Source organism: Erythrobacter ani, from assembly GCF_019204025.1.
Taxonomy (GTDB): domain Bacteria; phylum Pseudomonadota; class Alphaproteobacteria; order Sphingomonadales; family Sphingomonadaceae; genus Erythrobacter; species Erythrobacter ani.
This window is the reverse complement of sequence record NZ_JAGSPB010000001.1, coordinates 264,975-283,545: the sequence shown is the minus strand read 5'-3', so window position 1 is coordinate 283,545 and position 18,571 is coordinate 264,975. Positions and strand designations below refer to the sequence as shown.

The 18,571-nt window shown below is 60.5% G+C and carries 15 protein-coding genes; 6 read left to right on the top strand and 9 right to left on the bottom strand.

Going from position 1 to position 18,571, the window contains the following annotated elements; translation table 11 throughout:
• Position 1: 1 nt before the first annotated feature.
• The 6 genes from KCG45_RS01430 to KCG45_RS01405 all read right to left on the bottom strand — a co-directional run bounded on the left by KCG45_RS01430 (position 2) and on the right by KCG45_RS01405 (position 5,653).
• Positions 2–301 (bottom strand): DUF2849 domain-containing protein, encoded by a 300-nt coding sequence (locus KCG45_RS01430; RefSeq protein ID WP_218315368.1) that lies wholly within the window; start codon positions 299–301, stop codon positions 2–4.
• The gene (cobA, locus tag KCG45_RS01425) at positions 298–1,056 is read right to left on the bottom strand and encodes a uroporphyrinogen-III C-methyltransferase (protein WP_218315367.1); all 759 of its coding nucleotides are present in this window, start codon (positions 1,054–1,056) and stop codon (positions 298–300) included. The genes KCG45_RS01430 and cobA overlap by 4 nt, the downstream gene beginning before the upstream one ends.
• An 80-nt stretch (positions 1,057–1,136) precedes the next feature.
• Positions 1,137–2,261: a mechanosensitive ion channel family protein gene (locus KCG45_RS01420; protein ID WP_218315366.1), complete on the bottom strand. Its 1,125-nt coding sequence runs from the start codon at positions 2,259–2,261 to the stop codon at positions 1,137–1,139.
• On the bottom strand, positions 2,258–3,472 hold the full coding sequence (gene metC, locus KCG45_RS01415) for a cystathionine beta-lyase (RefSeq protein WP_255547895.1): 1,215 nt from the start codon (positions 3,470–3,472) through the stop codon (positions 2,258–2,260). Before metC ends, KCG45_RS01420 begins: the two co-directional genes overlap by 4 nt.
• The gene (locus tag KCG45_RS01410) at positions 3,469–4,323 is read right to left on the bottom strand and encodes a sulfurtransferase (RefSeq protein ID WP_218315364.1); all 855 of its coding nucleotides are present in this window, start codon (positions 4,321–4,323) and stop codon (positions 3,469–3,471) included. Before KCG45_RS01410 ends, metC begins: the two co-directional genes overlap by 4 nt.
• A gap of 49 nt (positions 4,324–4,372) precedes the next feature.
• Positions 4,373–5,653, bottom strand: coding sequence for a hypothetical protein (locus KCG45_RS01405; RefSeq protein ID WP_218315363.1), 1,281 nt, complete (start codon positions 5,651–5,653; stop codon positions 4,373–4,375).
• Positions 5,654–5,774: 121 nt separating this feature from the next.
• Here KCG45_RS01405 and queF point away from each other — a divergent pair, with 121 nt between their 5' ends.
• The gene (queF, locus tag KCG45_RS01400) at positions 5,775–6,245 is read left to right on the top strand and encodes a preQ(1) synthase (protein WP_218315362.1); all 471 of its coding nucleotides are present in this window, start codon (positions 5,775–5,777) and stop codon (positions 6,243–6,245) included.
• Positions 6,246–6,308: 63 nt separating this feature from the next.
• Here queF and KCG45_RS01395 read toward each other — a convergent pair whose 3' ends face one another.
• Positions 6,309–7,586, bottom strand: a complete 1,278-nt coding sequence (locus KCG45_RS01395; protein WP_218315361.1) for an NADH:flavin oxidoreductase/NADH oxidase family protein — start codon at positions 7,584–7,586, stop codon at positions 6,309–6,311.
• Between the two features lie 132 nt (positions 7,587–7,718).
• On the opposite strand from KCG45_RS01395, the gene KCG45_RS01390 reads away from it, so the two are divergent.
• The 5 genes from KCG45_RS01390 (at position 7,719) to KCG45_RS01370 (ending at position 15,876) form a co-directional block, all read left to right on the top strand.
• Complete coding sequence (locus KCG45_RS01390) at positions 7,719–9,581, top strand: putative nucleotidyltransferase substrate binding domain-containing protein (RefSeq protein WP_218315360.1); 1,863 nt, start codon at positions 7,719–7,721, stop codon at positions 9,579–9,581.
• A 31-nt stretch (positions 9,582–9,612) separates the two neighbouring features.
• The gene (locus KCG45_RS01385; protein ID WP_218315359.1) at positions 9,613–10,248 is read left to right on the top strand and encodes a 3'-5' exonuclease; all 636 of its coding nucleotides are present in this window, start codon (positions 9,613–9,615) and stop codon (positions 10,246–10,248) included.
• Between the two features lie 109 nt (positions 10,249–10,357).
• A complete protein-coding gene (locus KCG45_RS01380; RefSeq protein WP_218315358.1) occupies positions 10,358–10,636 on the top strand; it encodes a DUF4212 domain-containing protein in 279 nt (92 codons plus the stop codon).
• 13 nt (positions 10,637–10,649) lie between these two features.
• Positions 10,650–12,425 carry a sodium:solute symporter family protein gene (locus KCG45_RS01375; protein ID WP_218315357.1) on the top strand — a complete coding sequence of 592 codons (1,776 nt, stop codon included), beginning with the start codon at positions 10,650–10,652 and terminating at the stop codon, positions 12,423–12,425.
• A 112-nt stretch (positions 12,426–12,537) separates the two neighbouring features.
• Positions 12,538–15,876: a PAS-domain containing protein gene (locus tag KCG45_RS01370; RefSeq protein ID WP_218315356.1), complete on the top strand. Its 3,339-nt coding sequence runs from the start codon at positions 12,538–12,540 to the stop codon at positions 15,874–15,876.
• Here the strand turns inward: KCG45_RS01370 and KCG45_RS01365 are convergent.
• Both KCG45_RS01365 and acs read right to left on the bottom strand, forming a co-directional pair.
• Positions 15,873–16,508, bottom strand: a complete 636-nt coding sequence (locus KCG45_RS01365) for a response regulator transcription factor (RefSeq protein ID WP_218315355.1) — start codon at positions 16,506–16,508, stop codon at positions 15,873–15,875. The genes KCG45_RS01370 and KCG45_RS01365 overlap by 4 nt on opposite strands.
• A 4-nt stretch (positions 16,509–16,512) precedes the next feature.
• The gene (gene acs / locus KCG45_RS01360; protein WP_218315354.1) at positions 16,513–18,444 is read right to left on the bottom strand and encodes an acetate--CoA ligase; all 1,932 of its coding nucleotides are present in this window, start codon (positions 18,442–18,444) and stop codon (positions 16,513–16,515) included.
• Positions 18,445–18,571: the final 127 nt, after the last annotated feature.

The following is an 18,571-nucleotide window of genomic DNA, read 5'->3' as shown; positions in this document are numbered from 1 at the left end:
GTCAGATTACCCAGTCGAGTGCTTCGGGATTTTGCGGCTTCAACGTGAGGTCGGGGCGCACCGTCGGGCCGAGGGCGCGAACGCGGTCCTTGATATGGGCGGGCCGAACCTTGCCATCCTCCTCGTGCGTCGCATCGAGTGAGTAGGGGACATTTACCCGGCGCGCAGCTTCTTCGCGGGCCATGATCTCGTCTGCCTGCTCGCCGACATCGACGGCATCGTCGACATAGATCGACCAGCCCTCTCCGCTCCACCAGACAACAGCGCCCGATTTGAGATCGTTTCCGGTGAGGATCTTCACTGTGCAACCTCCGCTGCGATCTGGCGTAGCGCGATATCGCCGCGCGCAGTCACTTCTCCGATCACGATCAGCGCCGGGCTCTTGATGTCACGCTCAATGACGAGATCAGGCAAACCTGCAAGAAGACCGCGCACGACGCGCATGTCCGGGCGCGCACCATTTTCGATCACGGCGAGCGGAACGTCGGGGGCGAGACCGTCCGCCATCAGCTTCTCGGCAATCTGGGGGGCAGTCTTGACGCCCATGTAGATCACGAGTGTGCGCCCCTTTCCTGCAAGACCGGACCAATCCTGGTCCGACAGTCCTTTGCACTGGCCAGCGACGAAACTGACAATGCTGGAGGCATCGCGGTGGGTCAGGGCGATTTGGGATGCGGCTGCGGCGCCATTGGCTGCGGAAATCCCGGGAACGATCTCTACCCGGATGCCGGCCGCCTTGGCGTCCTCGGCTTCCTCGCCGCCGCGCCCGAAGATCAGAGGATCGCCGCCCTTGAGCCGGACTACGTCGCGCCCGGAGAGAGCTTCGCGCACCAATAGAGCGTTGATCTGATCCTGCGGCAAGGTGTGTTTCGACCGCTGTTTCGCAACCGAGATCAGCCGGGCGTCCTGCGAAGCCAGCGCGAGAATTTCACGGCTGACAAGGCCATCGTGGACAATGATTTCGGCGCGCTCGATCAGGCGCGCTGCGCGAAGGGTCAAGAGGTCGGGATCGCCGGGGCCTGCGCCCACGAGATAGATGGTTCCATGCGTGCTCATGGTGCTGAAATGGCGGGGAGAACGCGCCAACACCAGCGAGAATGGATTTGCGATGCGTAAGGAAAGCTTTTGCGGCTGGCCTAATCGGGCTTTGAATGGCGGTCCGCGAGGGCGCCGATCAGTCGGTCCATCTGTTCGCTCGCACGCAGATTGAGGTCGCGCTGTGGGAACGGGATTTCGATATCGTGTTTCTTGAACAGCTCCCACATGCGCATGTAGACATCGGACCGAATGTTCGCGATGCCTTCCTCGGGATCCTGGATCCAGAATCGCACGTCGAAGTTTATCGAACTGTCGCCGAATTCCATGACGTTCACGCGCGGCTTTGGCCGTTTGAGGATGCGGTCGGTTTCCGCCACCGCCTGATAAAGCAATTCGGTAACCAGATTCAGGTCGCTGCCATAAGACACACCGACCGGTGCCTTCACACGCACATCGCGTGATGAATAGGACCAGTTGACCACCTGATTGATCATCAGGTTCTCGTTCGGGATCAGGTGTTCGGTCTGGTCGCGCGTGATGACAGAAATCGCGCGGATGCCGATCTTGCGAATTTGCCCGATCGCCTCATTGCCCGCCTGATCCGTGACCGAAATCACGTCGCCCGGCTTGATGGACTTGTCCAGCAGCAACAGAATCCCCGAAATCAGGTTACCAAAGGTCTTTTGCAAACCGAAACCGATGGCGAGGCCGAATGCGCCGCCAAAGAACGCCAGTGCGGTCAGATCAATGCCAAGCAGATCAATCCCGATCAGGAATGCCAGCGCCCAGATTGCGATTGTGCTGAGCTTCTCGGCGAGCAATTTCTGGGTGCTGTCGAACTTCGAAATCCGGCGGATCAGCCCGCGACTGAGCCGCGTCGCGATCCATGCGAGAGTGATAACGAGCAGTATGACACCGATGACAAGCAGCACGTCGAGCATCGAAACTCGCAGGTTGCCGACATTAATCGCAGCATCCTGAAGTGATTGTAGAACCGCACCTGCAGTCTCGCTTTTCTCGCCTACCCCCTCGACGAATTCCTGCGAGGCTTCGATGGCCTCAACCGGCTCTTCAGGTGTCGGCTCGGGCGTCGGCTCGGGTGTAGGCGTGGCTTCATCTGCGGGCGCCTCACCGACTGTGCCGGTTTCATCCGCCGCTGCGCCATCGGCGCTGGGATCTACTGTCTCCGTAACATCGGCTGGCAGCGAGGCGGACGTCGTCATTTTTGTTCCATCTTTGCAAGCGCCTGCGCGAGGTCCGCGATCAGGTCCTGTGGGTCTTCAAGACCGATCGATAGGCGAATGGCGGGTTTTGTACCAGTGTCGCCGACCGGCTGGGTGGGGGAAGCCATGATTGCGCGGTATTCCTGCGGGACGATCGGCAGGGCGAGGCTTTCAAATCCGCCCCAGCTGTAGCCTATGCCAAAATGGTCGAGCGCATCGACCACGCGGCCGCACGCGTGCGGATCATCGCTTTCGAGGAGGAAGCTGAACAGCCCGCATCCCCCCGTAAAGTCGCGCTTCCAGACCGCGTGTCCGGCATCCCCTGGACGCATCGGGCACAGAACCTGCGCGACCTGCGGCTGTTCTTCCAGCCAGTTCGCGATTTGCAGCGCACTCGCGGTGCTCTGTTCCAACCTGATGGCCATGGTCCGCAGGCCGCGTGAAGCGAGTGCCGCGTCGTCGGGCGAGACGACCTGACCCAGTTCTTGAGAGGTGCGCCGCAAGGCGCGGTACCACCGCTCGCCCGCGCTGGCAGAACCCATCATCAAATCGGAATGCCCGCCGACATGCTTCGACAGGCTCATCATCGTGATGTCGCAACCATGCTGCAAAGGAGCGAAGCCAAGCGGACTGGCCCAGGTGTTGTCGATCATGCTGACGGCCTTGTTCTCACGGGCGACGGCAGCGAATGCAGGGATATCGCAGACTTCCATTGTCAGGCTGCCGGGGCTTTCGAGCCAGACTGCCCGTACGGGCTCATCGAACAACGCAGTGTAAGCATCGAGATCAAGCGGATCGAAAAATTCGGCTCTGACCCCCAGCCGTTTCAAGAGGCCAGTCGCCATGCTGCGCGTCGGGTCATAGGCGTTGTCGGTCATCAGTAGCCGGTCACCCGGTCGCAGTACCGCCAACATGCAGCCTGCAATCGCCGCAACGCCGCTCGGGTACAGGACCGTACCATGCGCGCCGGGTTCGATCTGGGTAAGGGCGTCGGCCAGCGACCATTGGGTGGGCGCACCGCGTCTCCCGTAGAAGAACCCGCCATCGGCATTGGTTTTGCCCGCATTCTTGCGATCGGCCTCTGTATCGTAGAGGTGGGTTGATGCGCGCCAGACCGGGGTATTGACCACTGGCCCGGTCCATTCGGCACGCCGTCCCGCCTGCGTTACGCGCGTAGCGGGCCGTGTGTTCTTGGGGTCCTTGCCGCTCATGCGGGTCCTTGTGCTTTCGGCGTGTCGGGGTCGGCGCTCCATTCCTGCCAACTGCCGTCGTACAGCGCGGTATCGCGCTTCCCGATCAGATGAAGCGCAAACAGCAGCACGCTCGCCGTGATGCCGCTGCCGCAGGTTGTGACTACCGGTCGTTCGAGATCAACACCGGCTTCGCGGAAGGCTTCGCGTAAGGCGTCTGCGGATTTGTAGGTGCCGTCCGCATTGAACACTTTCCCGAAGGGCAGATTTAGCGAACCGGGGATGCGGCCGTTTTGCCCGCCATGCACCGGATCGGTGCCGCTCCCGAAAACGCGGTCGGCGCTGCGCGCGTCAAGAACCTGCTCGGTTTCCGTGTCGAGATTGCCGAGCATGTCGCGCTTGCTGCGAACCCCTTGAGGTGAGAAAACACCTCCAGTCGCGACGGGGTCGAATGACGCACTTCCGCGTTCGAGAGTGCCGCCTTGCGTTTTCCATTTGCCGAGGCCGCCATCAAGGATAGCGACGTCCTCGATCCCATGCGCGGTAAGGGTGAACCACGCCCGCGCCGAGGTTTTCAGGTCGCTGTCATCGTAGATCACAACGGCATCGTCAGGCTCGACGCCGAGCCGATCCAGCCGGTTGGACAGCTGGTCTGCGGTTGGCAGGGCTGAAGGAACGTCCGACGCGGCGTCGGTCAGGCTAGCCAGGTCAAGGAAACGCGCCCCCGGGATGTGCGCCGCCTCGAATTCCGCGCGGGAATCGCGGTTCGCTGCGGGCAGATGGTAGGACGCGTCCAGAATGACGAGATTGTCGCTGCCGAGGCGCGCGGCCAGCCAGTCGGTCGATACGAGGCTCGGGATCGTGTCAGTCATGATCGCAAGCGGTAGCGCGGCCCGCACGGCTCGCCAAGTGCGAGAGCAATTAGGCGGGCTCAGGCACTGCGCTTTGTTTGATTTCCTGCGCCCGCAATCCGGAAAGACTGCCAGGCGGTGTATCGAGCTGGATGGGATGCAGGCGCGATTGGCTGGCAGAGCTTGGCACGCCCACCACGAATGTGCGCGTGCGCTCGGGGAGGTCCGGCGCCGCTATCGTGACGTGCAGCAGCGGGATGAAGAGCGGGGTCTTGCCCTGGCGGAACCCCTGTACCTGCCCCAGAGGCAATTGCGCTTCGCCTGTGATCGTGCGGCTCTGATGCGGCCCGATACGCTCGATCTTCTGCGCGCGTCCGACGCCTGCCGGTGCAGCGAGGCCAGAATCTTTTGCAGCGCTTGTGAGCACGGCACCTACGGACACGTCGCGGGCGGCATGGTCCGAACGGTTGCAGATTGCGATCCGGTATTCGACCGAGAAGTTCATCACGCTGCGCTGCGCCCTGACGATATCGAGCTGCAAGTCGATGTGAAGCGGACCGTGAGCAGCAGGCACTGCTGCCGGTTTTGCCGCCGAGGGAACGCCTCTTGTTGGTGCCGTACCGATCGGGCGGTCAATCGAAGTGCGATTGTAGGCGCTGGTTTCCCGTGGATTGGTGCGAGCAGCCGAATTGACCTTCTTGCGCCAAATCCACCAGCCCAGACCGATCACGCCAGCGAGCAATGCGATGAGAGCGGCCAGGGCAGAGGCTCCGAAGCCATCTTTGCCCGTTCCTGATGAACCGGCTTCGCGCACTTCCAGATCAGGCAGTCCACTTGTGGCGGCGTCAGGCGCAATGTCGTTCAGAATATCGCTGCCGACCTGTGGGACGGCGTTCGTTTGCGGAGATCCCGCTTCGCTTTCTTGTGGCGAAGCAGCGACTTCGGCCTTCGGAGACGCGGTGCCAGTTTGCGGCTGCGCCGGTCGTGCGTCCGGCAGAACAGCACTTGTCTGCTCCACCGTCTCAGGCGTTACAACGGGTCTTTCCGTCGTCCGTGCCTCCGCAGGTGGCGGAGCCGGTCGCACTTCGGGAGACGGCTGCGGATTGGCTGGGGCCTGCTGCTCGCGAGGATCAGGGATGGTGACTGGCCCGAGAACCACTCCATCACGTTCATCGACCGGCCCCTGCGGCGCGGGTGTTGGCGTAGGGGTGGGCTCGGGCAGGCTGAAAGTGCCGGGCGAACTCTGCGCGGCGATCGCACTCGGTGTCAGGATCAGACCTGGCGCACTGGCAATCAGCAGCGCCTTGCGGAGCCGGGGGGGAATGCGTGTGATGATGGTATGCGCGCGCATGGTGCGGGTAAGTCGTTTAAACAAATTGTGGTGGGCGGGGAACGGCAACATAATAGTTTCCTGTTGCATCCAGTCCAGTTCCGAGCTTGCACCCAAGATCATTTCGCTGCAACAGCGCGGCATGGAAAGCACACCCGAAAACGAACCTAAACCGCAGTTTCTCGGCAAGGACACCCCGCTTCCCGCGTCGCCCGATGAAGCGGTGCTCGACTACGTGCCCAATCCGCGTCAGGGATCGCTATACTTGGTGCGCTTCGCGGCTCCGGAATTTACTTCGCTTTGCCCGGTCACATCGCAGCCCGACTTCGCGCATCTCGTCATCGATTACGCACCGGGCGACACGATCGTAGAATCAAAGAGCCTCAAGCTCTTCCTCGGAAGTTTCCGCAATCACAACGGATTTCATGAGGACGTGACGGTCGGGATCGGTCAACGTCTGGCCGAAGAGATGCAACCAAGATGGCTCAGGATCGGTGGCTATTGGTATCCGCGCGGCGGCATTCCGATCGACGTTTTCTGGCAGACCGGAGCCCCGCCGGAAGGTCTGTGGCTGCCCGATCAGGGTGTGCAGCCTTACCGCGGGCGAGGCTGAACGCAGCGGCCCCAATCCTAAGCGCAGAATTCTGCGTGGCCAACGCTCGCCGATTTGCCGTCATCACCCGCGCGCTTCCATGATCGCCTTGTTCCGGGCTTCGATCGTGCGGAACGCCTTGAACACAGAGTAGGCCTCGTCGACGCGCCCTTCGTGGCCGAGCAACCAGAGCTGCTGGTAGAACCAGTAAATTCCGGCGAAACCGTTGATTGCCTTCATCATCTGGAACCGCTTGAGAAAGCCCAGCCAGTTGGGGATGAGGTCGAGATTGTCTTCGTATCGTGGCAGCGCCTCGCGCCCTTCGATAAGCTGGCGCGGTGCATCCGTCACAAGGCACATGGGCCGGCCAAGCCCGATGACGTCGGCCGCGCCCATATCCAGCGCCTGCTGCATTGCGGCCCGGGTCCGGAATCCTCCCGTAACCATAAGAGGCACGTTGACCTCGTCCTGCATCGCTTTGGCAAAATCGACGAAATAGGCTTCGCGCGCGGCCGTCGAGGGGGCAACGTTCTGCGCTTCCTCGTCCTCCATCCCGGCAACGCCCATCAGCTTTGGCTGTTCGTATGTGCCGCCTGAAATTTCAATCAGGTCGACCGACGCCGCCTCAAGCCATTGGACAACGTTGATACTGTCTTCGAATGCGAAGCCGCCTTTCTGGAAGTCCGCGCTGTTGAGCTTTACCGAGATCGGGAAATCAGGGCCGACCGCGGACCGGACAGCGCCGACTGCTTCCAGTAGGATCCGGGCGCGGTTCTGCAGGCTGCCCCCGTATTCGTCGGTGCGCAAGTTCACGCGCGGGCTCAGGAATTGCGAGATCAGGTAACCGTGTGCGGCATGGACCTGTACGCCTGTGAACCCAGCTTCCTTGCATGCCTTTGCAGCGATGCCCCAGCGCTGCACGAGATCGGCGATTTCATCCTTGGTCAGCGGGGTGGGTCTGCCGAATTGTCCGCCGGGCAGGGCAAGCGCCACATCGGATGACGATTTCGGGTTCGGGTTGACGACCTTCGGCGTTTGGCGTCCGCCATGGCTCAGCTGAGCCCACAAATGATTTCCGCCCCGCGTTCCAGCCTTTGCCCAGCGGGCGAGGCGTGCTGCCATATCGGCGTCGGGCTCCCGCTCGATCACGACATTGCCGGGCCTTTCGAGATGATCTTTGTCGATGATAATATTGCCGGTCAGAAGCATGCCAGCGCCCCCATCGGACCAGATGCCATAGAGCCGCTCAAGCTCTTCGGTCGGTCGTCCGTCCGGCGTCGCCATCCCTTCCGTCATCGCGCCCTTGGCGATACGGTTCGGAAGCTCTGCGCCGCATGGCAGAGTAAGGGGTTGGTCAAGCATGGGAGCGCCTCCTCTGTCGGTTTTCAATCGAAACTGAGCTACTCCGATCTGGTTCGACACTCAAGCATTCCGTCAGCGCTTGCCACCTATGTCGGATATCGTAGCAGGGCAAAGGTGGTTAGGATCGCTGATATGACCAGCGAGATCAAAGCCGTCGCAAACTTCCTTGCGCAAACAGCGCCGTTCCAGTTCCTCGGCGAGGAGCGGATTGCGTCGATTTCTCGCAACGTTGAGGTGCGCTACGCCAGGTCGGGCAGCGAGATTATCCGGGCCGGCGAGCACAACGACCATCTCTTCGTCGTGCGCTCCGGCGCGGTCGAACTTCGGCTGGCCGGCGACGAGTTGACCGCACGCCTGGGGACCGGGAGCACATTCGCTTACCCTTCGCTCTTGCGCGGCGGTGAAGTGCACAACACGACAACCGCGAGCGAGGACACGCTTCTTTACACGATACCCGCAGAGCAATTTCACGCACTCCGCGACGAAGTCCCGGCGTTTCGCCAGTTTTTCGCGGAAGACGAAGCCGCTCGGATCAAGCACGCTCTGGACAATCGCAAGCAAACATCCGCGTTCCAGCTTGATACGAAGCGTCTCGGCGATCTGATCGTCAACACCAACCCGGTTTCCTGCCCGCCGGATATCGCGATTGCGAGTGCGGTCAGCCTGATGCATGAACATGATGTCAGCACGCTTGCCATTTGCGATGGGCAAAGACTGCAAGGCATTTTTACCGACAAGGATCTGCGCAATCGTGTCGTGGCAGAGAGAGTGGCTCTGGATATCCCCGTGCGCGACGTCATGACTGCATCTCCGCAAACTTTATCGACCGAGGCAACCGCGGCCGAAGCCATGGCACTGATGGCAGCTGGCGGGTTCCGCCATATTCCGCTGGTCAGTGCGGATGGTGCACTTGCGGGCGTATTGAGCGCGACGGATATCCTTTCTGCCATCGGCAACAATGCGATCGACACCGGAACGGCGATCACCCGCGCGCGGACTGGGGACGCTCTGATCGAGGCTGCCAAGCGCGTTCCTGAAAGCTTCGCAGCGATGACTGCCTCAGGTTTGCAGGCGAGCCACGCAATGCAGTTCACCTCCGCCCTTGGTGAGGCGGTCCACCGGCGGGCTGCCGAACTGGCGGAGGAGGAGCTGGGAGCGCCGCCTTGTCCCTATGGGCTGGTCGTGTTCGGTTCGCTCGCGCGACGCGAGCAATTGGTGGGTTCTGACCAGGATAACGGGCTTGTCATTGCCGAAGATACGGATTCGGCGGGCGCTTCTTATTTCGAGGCGCTCGGGACGCGCATATCCGACCTGCTCGACGCGTCGGGATACGTCTATTGCAAAGGCGGGATCATGGCGAAAAATGCCGGGCAGCGCCTGACGCAGGAAGCTTGGCTGGATCGCTACGAAAAGTGGATTGCCGAGCCAACCGAGGACCGTATCCTGAAGGCCACGATCTTTTTCGACATGCGCTGTGTCCACGGTGAAGCCGACCTCGTTCGATCGCTCCGTCGCGAAGTTGTCGCGAAAGCGGCATCTTCGAGCATTTTTATCAGCTACCTCGCGCGCGATGCGCTCCGAAACAAAGTACCCTTGGGCATCTTCCGCAATCTTGTTCTGGAAAAATCGGATGATGGACAAAAGGTGTTCGATTCCAAGGCACAGGCAATCATGCCGATCGTCGATATTGCTCGCACGCTGGCGCTAGCGCACGGTCGCACGGAGATCAGCACTGCCGATCGGCTCGCTGCTCTGGCGAGAGAGGGCAAAATGAGTGAAGATGATAGCCAGAGCCTCACCGACGCCATGCTGTTCGTCAATGAATTGCGGATCGCCCACCAAGTGCGCCAAGTGGAAAGCGGGATGCAGCCTGACAATCTGATATCACCGTATTCGCTTTCGCCGCTGGAGCGCGATTATCTGAAGGATGCCTTTGCGGTCATCCGTAACGGGGTCGACGCGCTGCGGCGAAACTATGCGGGCGGCATTGCCTGAAATGTTTGCCCGGTGGCGTTTTGAAAGACGATTGCGAAGTCTCGCCGCAGCCGGGCACAGAGTGTTGCAGGACTACGCCGCAGCAGATTGGCCGGATCGCAGTTGCGCGGCATCGACAGCGCCCTATCTTGCGCTCGATTTCGAGCTCGATGGCTTGGGCATCGAAGCGCATCTGCTTCAGGTAGGCTGGGTGCCTTTTCAAGGCAGCTCGATCTGTCTGGCTGAAGCGCATTCGGTCGATATCCGCAGCAAAGCTGATCTTGATACCGCCGCCGTCACCATCCACGGGATAGGAGAGCAGCGCGCCGCCAGAGGACAGAAACTTCGCGAAGTCGCGCCGAGATTGGCCAAGGAATTGTCTGGACGCATCCTGATTGCACACGCAGCTGACATAGAGGTGAGCGCGATCGAGCGGATGGCGGCATCAGTATGGGGCGTGCAGCTGCCGGTCCGTTCGATTTGCACGCTCGCTCTGGAAAGGAAACTCAGACCCAACCTCGTCGGAACCGAGGCGTACAGGCTCGGACCAAGCCGCGCCCGTTACGGCCTCCCCGAATACGAAGCGCACGATGCACTGACCGATGCCATAGCGGCTGCAGAGCTTTTTCAGGCGCAGCTTTCACGCGTGCCTGCCGGCGTAACATTGGGGGAACTCGAGCAAACCTGACCTCTGATTCCACCCGTAAGACTAAAGTCCATCTCGCGCCAATGACAGGGTGCGCTTAGCGTCAATCCAAGCTCGGGAATTGTTCCCGGCACCAGAAGGAGGGGAGAACATGGACGACGACACACCCACAGAGCAAACGAGCGAGGCAGAGAACTCGTACTGGCAGGAAAATATCCGGCTGCTCGTTTCACTCATGGCGATCTGGTTCGCGTGCTCCTTTGGAGCGGGCATTCTGTTTCGCGACTTTCTCGATCAGTTCATGATCGGCGGATACCCGCTAGGGTTCTGGTTCGCGCAGCAGGGTTCGATCTACATCTTCATCGCGCTCATCTTCTTCTACGTCGTTCGTATGAAGCAGATCGAACGCAAATACGATCTCGACGATTGAGGGGGGCGTAGCCATGGAAACGCAAACTCTGATCTACATCTTCGTCGCCCTCAGCTTCTCGCTCTACATCGGTATCGCAATCTGGAGCCGGGCGGGTTCGACCAAGGAATTCTATGTCGCGGGCGGCGGGGTCAACCCGGTCGTCAATGGCATGGCCACGGCAGCCGACTGGATGAGCGCGGCAAGCTTCATTTCGATGGCGGGCATACTTGCCTTTGCGGGCTATGATGGCTCGGTTTACCTGATGGGCTGGACCGGCGGTTTCGTCATGCTGGCATTGCTGCTGGCGCCCTATTTGCGCAAATTCGGACAGTTCACGGTCCCCGATTTCATCGGCACGCGGTACTATTCGAAGACTGCTCGCGTGGTTGCGGTCATCTGCCTGATTTTCATCAGCTTCACCTATATTGCCGGGCAAATGCGCGGCGTCGGGATTGTGTTTTCGCGCTTTCTCGATGTCGAAATCACGATGGGCGTTATCATCGGTATGGGGATCGTGTTCATCTACGCCGTTCTCGGCGGAATGAAGGGCATTACCTACACTCAGGTTGCGCAATATTGCGTTCTGATCTTCGCCTACATGGTCCCGGCGTTCTTCCTCAGTTTCATGATCACGGGGACACCGATCCCGCAGCTCGGTCTTGGTTCGGGGGTGGCCGATGGCTCGGGAATGAGCGTCTTGCAGAAGCTCGATACCGTGTTGGTGGACTTGGGCTTCACCGCCTATACGGATGGGTCGAAGAGCATGATCGACGTGTTCTGCATCACGCTCGCGCTGATGGTCGGGACCGCCGGTCTGCCTCACGTCATCGTGCGCTTCTTCACCGTGCCCAAGGCATCGGATGCGCGCAAATCGGCCGGCTGGGCGCTGTTGTTCATCGCATTGCTGTACACCACGGCACCGGCCGTTGGTGCATTCGGGATGCTGAACTTCGTCGAGAAGGTGGACGATACCGCCTATAGCGAGGTCGATGAGTTCTTCCCGCTGTGGGAAAGCAACGGATTGCTCGCATTCCAGGACAAGAATGGCGACGGCGTGATGCAGTACCGCCCTGGAAATGCTTTCGAGGGCAAACCTGAATACACTGGCGAGTCCGGCCAATCGGGTGAGCGACTCCTGTCGAACACGCCGAATGCCGAAAGCGCCAACGAGGTGTATGTCGACCACGACATCATGGTGCTCGCCAATCCGGAAATCGCGAACCTTCCCGGATGGGTTGTGGCCCTGATGGCTGCAGGCGGCCTTGCGGCGGCTCTGTCGACGGCGGCGGGTCTGTTGCTGGTAATCTCCAGTTCGGTCAGCCACGACCTGCTGAAGAGCACCTTCGCGCCCAATATCTCGTCCAAGGCAGAGCTGCTTGCGGCGCGTATTGCGGCAACCGCTGCGATCATCGTCGCGGGTTACCTCGGCATCTATCCTCCGGGTTGGGTGGCGCAGGTTGTCGCATTTGCTTTCGGACTTGCGGCATCGAGCCTCTTCCCGGCGATCTTCATGGGCATCTTCTTCAAGTCGATGAACAAGGAAGGCGCAATTGCCGGCATGGTCAGCGGGCTGGTGTTTACATTCAGCTACATTCTCTACTTCAAACTGCTGGATCCGGCAGCGAACACAGCGGAGAACTGGCTGTTCGGTATTTCGCCTGAAGGCATCGGTGTGATCGGGATGCTGATCAATTTCGGTATCGCAATCGCTGTCGCCAGCGTGACCAAGTCGACCCCGCTGGAAATTCGCAAACTGGTGGATTCCATCCGTGTCCCGCGCGGGGCTGGGGACGCGCACGTACACTGATCCGACCTCTCCACGGATCGCACTGGGGGCGGCGCCGAATGTGGTGCCGCCCCTTTTTCTTGCACAATCGCCGTGTTTGGCTAGCTTTCGAAAGAGGGGAGGTTCGAAGATCATGCTCTTCGGTGCGGCTGTCGCGGCTGCCACGACATATCTGGCGTTTCTATTCTGGTTGGCCGCCCGAAGAGACCGCGCGGGTGCCGGTAAGCTTGGCCGGTACACGGGTCTTATCTACGGCCTCTCGCTCGCGGTTTATTGCACGAGCTGGACGTTTTATGGCGGCGTCGGCACGGCGGCCACGTCTGGCCTCGATTATTTGCCGATCTATCTCGGTCCGATCCTGTTGTTCACGATTGGCTTCGGGCTGGTGAGGCGCGTGCTCGCCCAAGGCAAGGCGCAGCATTCAACCTCCATCGCCGACTTCCTTTCAGCGCGTTACGGCAAGAGCGCGAGCGTGGCTGCGCTCGTCACCGTCATAGCGACCATCGGCTCTCTGCCATACATGGCGCTACAGCTCCAATCGGTTGGCAGCTCGCTGCTGACGCTGGATCCAAGCCTGGTCGACCAGGTCGCTGCCGACGAACTTGTCCTGCTGGTGGCCGGATTGATGGCTCTCTTTGCGATTATGTTCGGGTCCCGGCGCGCCGATCAGGCAGGAGACAACGGCGGGTTGGTGCTCACGATTGCCGTGGAGGCGGTCGTGAAGCTGGTCGCGCTGATCGCCGTCGCTGCTCTCGCTGTCGGCGTGTTGATGCAAAGCGATGCGCCAAGCCTGCCGTCAGCGTTCGAACCGGCTCAGCTCGACGCCCGCTTTGCAGTGCTCACACTGATCGCGGCATGTGCTGCGCTTTGTCTACCGCGCCAGTTTCACATGACGATCGTCGAGGCCCACGGCGAACGCGCAACACCCACCATGCGCTGGATATTTCCTGCCTACCTGTTGCTGACCTCTGTTGTGATTGTTCCGATCGTGCTTGCGGGGCTGATGGTCCTCCCGCAGAGCACCGACGCTGACACGATCGTGATGGCCTTGCCGCTTGCGACTGGAAACGAGGCGCTTGCGCTGCTCGTCTTCATCGGCGGGTTTTCGGCATCGACTGGTATGATCGTGGTCGCCAGCGTGGCTCTTTCGACGATGATAACAAACGACCTGATTGCACCGCTCGCATTCCGACGGGTTCTGAGCGGAAGCGGGGACCGCAGTCTCGTCGCGCCGAAATTGCTGACGATCCGGCGCGGCGTCATCGCCGCGTTGTTGTTCTTTGCCTATCTGTTCTATCTCGGCTTCGGTGCGATCACCAATCTTGCCGGGCTGGGCACGCTCGCTTTTGCGGCTGTCGCTCAATTTGCACCGGGCCTGGTGCTCGGTGTGCTGTCGCGCGCCGGGAACAAGGGTGGCATGATTGCGGGGCTCGTATCTGGCTTTGCACTTTGGCTGATTTTGCTGATCTTGCCTTCGGCGATCGGCTCAGAACCCCTTATTTCTATTCACCCCGATCCGCTTGTCTCAGGCGTGCTTATCAGTCTTGCCGCGAACTGCACCGCCTATTGGATCGGTTCCGTCTGGTTTCGGCCCAGCCTGGTCGATCAGGCTCAGGCCGCTGCATTTGTCGGTCTGCCCTCAAACGGCGCGGCGCTGAATGTGGTGACCAACAAACGTGTCGCGGATGTCCGCCTGTTGCTCGCGCAATTTGTCGGCAAGGACAGAGCGAATGCGGCCCTTGCATCCATGTCGCAAGCCTATCGCGATAAAGACACTGCGGACGACCATGTGATGGCGATGGCCGAGCGGACGATTTCGGGCGTGATCGGTTCGTCGTCGTCCCGAATGCTCGTGTCTTCTTGGTCAGACGGTGATCCGATCCCGCTTGCGCAGGTCGTCGCAATGATGGGTGAAACGAACAAGCGACTGTCCTTCAGCGCCGAGCTGCTCCAGATCGCGATCGAAAACATCGATCAAGGTGTCGCGCTTGTCGATTTTGAAATGAATCTGGTCGCGTGGAACAGCCGATATCAGACAATGTTCGATCTCCCGGACGAATTGGTTGCGGTCGGCACACCGATCGCCGACCTCATCCGGTACAATCTGCGCCTGAGCGACAATAGCGAATCCGACATTGAATTGCAGGTTCAGCGGCGGCTCGATCATATGCGTGCCGGACGCGAGCACCGGATGGAGCGCGAGCAGCACGACGGACGTATCATGCGGATCGTCGGATCTCCCGCTCCGGGCGGCGGATACGTGACCTCCTACACCGATATCACTGCCGACCGCCGGGCCGAGCAGGCGCTTGAGACCAAAGTGGCCGAGCGGACCGAGCAACTAAGCGAGGTCAATTCGGCGCTGGAGGAGGCCACGCGCTCCAAGACCCGCTTCCTCGCTGCGGCCAGCCACGATCTGATCCAGCCGCTCAACGCCGCGCGGTTGTTTGCATCTGCAGTGGGCGAGGAGGTGACTGGGCAAGCCCACCTCGAACGGCTTGTGAAAGACCTGGATGGATCAATTGCGTCGGCAGACCGACTGATCCGCGCGCTGCTGGATATCTCCAAGCTCGACAGCGGAGGCATCGAGCCGAAGCTTGCTTCCGTCCCGCTCAATGTCGTCTTTGACGAGGTGATGCGAGAATTCGCCGTACAGGCAGAGGCGAAAGGGCTGGAACTGCGCCGGGTCCACACCAGGGCCTGGGTGATGACCGATAGAGCCCTGCTTACGAGCGTCGTTCGCAATCTCGTGAGCAATGCGATCAGGTACACCTCATCGGGCGGCGTCCTGTTGGGTGTACGCCGGGCGGGCGATGATGTGCTGCTTTGCGTGCATGACACCGGGCGCGGGATTGCGGAGGCGGACAAGGGCCGGATCTTCGATGAATTCGAGCGGGCATCCTCCAGCGACCGCGAGGGTCTGGGGCTCGGCCTTGCCATCGTGCGGCGCATCACCCGGCTGCTGGACGTTCATGTCGAAACCGAAAGCGAGGTGGGGAAGGGCAGCCGGTTCGCGTTGCATCTGCCGGTGCTGAAATGGGAAACGCCTGCCACGCGCGAAAAGCCCTCGGGAACCGCAGCGAAAGTTGGAAACGCGAGAGTGCTTATTGTTGAAAATGAGCCAGCCGCTCTCAGCGCGCTCAAGACGCTGCTGGAAAAATGGGGTCTGGACGTGGTCACCGGACGTTCGCTCACGAACGCACGGGCTGCGTGCCCATCGGTTCCCGACATTGCAATCATGGATTACCGGCTGGATGAGGATGAGCGTGGCGACGCCGTGTATCTTGCCCTAGCCCGTGATTGGGGGGATGCGCCGCCCGCTATCCTGCTCACCGCTGAAGCCAGCGAAGAAACCGAACTGGCTGCTCAACGGATGGGCGCGAACCGCCTGCTAAAGCCATCTTCACCTGCGGCACTACGCGCTTTGATATCCGATTGTCTCAATCGCCGGAAAGTGACGGCTGAAGTCTAGCTGGCGGCACAATCGGCGGCGGGCTGTTCGACGTCGAGTTTTGCCGCGAGCAAAACCGCTTGCGTGCGGCTTACGACGCCGAGCTTGCGGAAGATCGCCGTAATGTGTGCCTTAACGGTCGCCTCGCTGATATCGAGTTCATATGCGATCTGCTTGTTCAGCAGGCCCTGTCGTATAGCCCCCAATATGCGCCGCTGCGCAGGTGTGAGACTGGCGATACGGTCCAGATCGTCATCGTCTTCGGCGCCTGTATCAGGAAACCAATGGTCCCCCTCGCGCACCGCGGAAAGGGCGTCTCGCATCTCGTCCAGGCTTGCCGACTTGGGAATGAAAGCGGCCGCGCCAAGCTGTTTTGCCGCACCAAACACGCGCGGTTCCTCGCTAGCGGATACAATCGCTATGGGCAGCGCCGGGAAATCCTGCCGCAGGTCCATAAGTACCGAGAGCCCGTGCGAATCTTCCATATGGAGATCGAGCAGAAGAGCTTCCGCATTCTGATCGAGCTCGGCGCGGGCCGCTCCGGCAGAACCAGCTTCCACGATCTCGGCATCGGGCCAGACCTTCGACACGGCATGGCTCAACGCAGTTCTGAACAGCGGATGATCGTCTGCGATGATGATGCGACTGGACATGGTCTCAGCGATTTTGCCGACCTTCGATCAAGCGATCAACCAGAGATGGGTCGGCAAGGGTCGAAGTGTCCCCAAGCGCGCCGTAGTCGTTCTCGGCCACCTTGCGCAGGATGCGGCGCATGATTTTGCCAGAACGAGTCTTGGGAAGACCATCGGTGAACTGGATATGGTCCGGTGTCGCGATGGGCCCGATTTCCTTGCGGACATGCGCGCGCAGCGCCTGGTGAAGCTCGTCCGATCCGCTTACGCCAGCGTTCAACGTCACATAGCAATAGATACCCTGGCCTTTGATATCATGCGGATAACCCACGACGGCGGCCTCTGCGACCAATTCGTGCAGCACCAGCGCACTCTCTACCTCCGCGGTCCCCATGCGGTGGCCCGAGACGTTGATCACATCGTCGACGCGGCCAGTGATCCAGTAATACCCGTCTTCGTCGCGCCTGCATCCGTCACCTGTGAAATACTTGCCGGGATAGGTGCTGAAATAGGTCTGTTCGAACCGTTCGTGATCGCCATAGACCGAGCGCGCTTGTCCGGGCCAACTCGCGGTGATGCACAGATTGCCTTCGACCGCGCCGTCGAGCGCGGCGCCGTCATTGTCGACCAACTGCGGCTGAATGCCGAAGAACGGCAAGCCTGCGCTTCCCGGCTTCATGTCGTGCGCCGCGGGTAGCGTGGTGATCATCACGCCGCCCGTCTCCGTTTGCCACCAGGTGTCGACTATCGGGCACCGCCCCGATCCCACGACATCGTAGTACCATCTCCAGGCTTCGGGATTGATCGGCTCGCCGACAGATCCCAGCAGCCGCAGTGATGAGCGATCGCGGCTGGTCACGAATTCGTCACCCTCGCGCATGAGCGCACGGATTGCCGTGGGGGCGGTGTAGAGGATACTGACCTTGTGTTTGTCGACCACGTCCCAGAACCGGCCATGGTCCGGATAGTTCGGCACGCCTTCGAATACGACGCTCGTCGCGCCGTTCATCAGTGGGCCGTAGACAATGTAAGAGTGGCCGGTGACCCAGCCGATATCGGCAGTGCACCAGTACACCTCGCCGGGCTGATAATCGAAAACGTAGTTGAAAGTGGTCGCTGTCCACACGCCGTATCCGCCCGTGGTATGCAGCACGCCTTTGGGTTTTCCGGTCGAACCCGAAGTGTAGAGGATGAACAGCGGATCTTCCGCGTTCATTCCTTCGCAAGGACAATCTTCATCCGTGGCGACATCATGAAGCCAGTGATCGCGGCCCTCTCTCATCTCGATCTTGGCACCGGTGTGCTTTATGACCAGCATTCCATCGATCGGGGTGTCGTGATCGAGTTCGTTCAGGGCCGCATCGACGTTCGCTTTGAGGGGAACACGCTTGGATCCGCGAAGCCCTTCGTCAGCGGTGATGACGAAGCGGCTGCCGCAGTCCTCGATCCGCCCAGCCAAGGCCTCGGGAGAAAACCCGCCGAATACTACGGAATGGATCGCACCGATCCGAGCGCATGCGAGCATTGCGGTGACGCCTTCGACGATCATGGGCATGTAGAGTGTGACCCTGTCGCCTTTTTTGACGCCCATTGCCTTCATCGCATTGGCCATGCGGATCACTTCTGCGTGAAGTTCGCGGTAGGTGAGAGTCCGTCCTGCGCTTGCAGGATCGTCCGGCTCGAAGATGATGGCAGTATCCTCTCCGCGCGTTCTCAGATGGCGGTCAACCGCGTTGTGGCAGAGGTTCAGCGATCCGTCGGCAAACCAGCTGATATCAGCGGGATCGAAGGACCATTCTCCGCCTCTGGTCGGCGCGCTGAACCAGTCCAGCCGTTTCGCCTGGTCGAGCCAGAAACCGTCAGGGTCTTCGACCGATTGACGATACATCTCATCATACTGCTCTGAAACGCAGTGTGTGACGCGTGTCATCGATGGGCGTGAGATGGCTTGGATCATGGCGAGTCTCCCTTTTGCGGTTCCATGGATAACGCGAAAGCGTGGGGGCGCGCCTTCAGACAAAGGTCTTACGACGTTCCTCCAATTGTGCACGCTGTGCCGTGCGTCCCATTCTCCGTCATCAAAT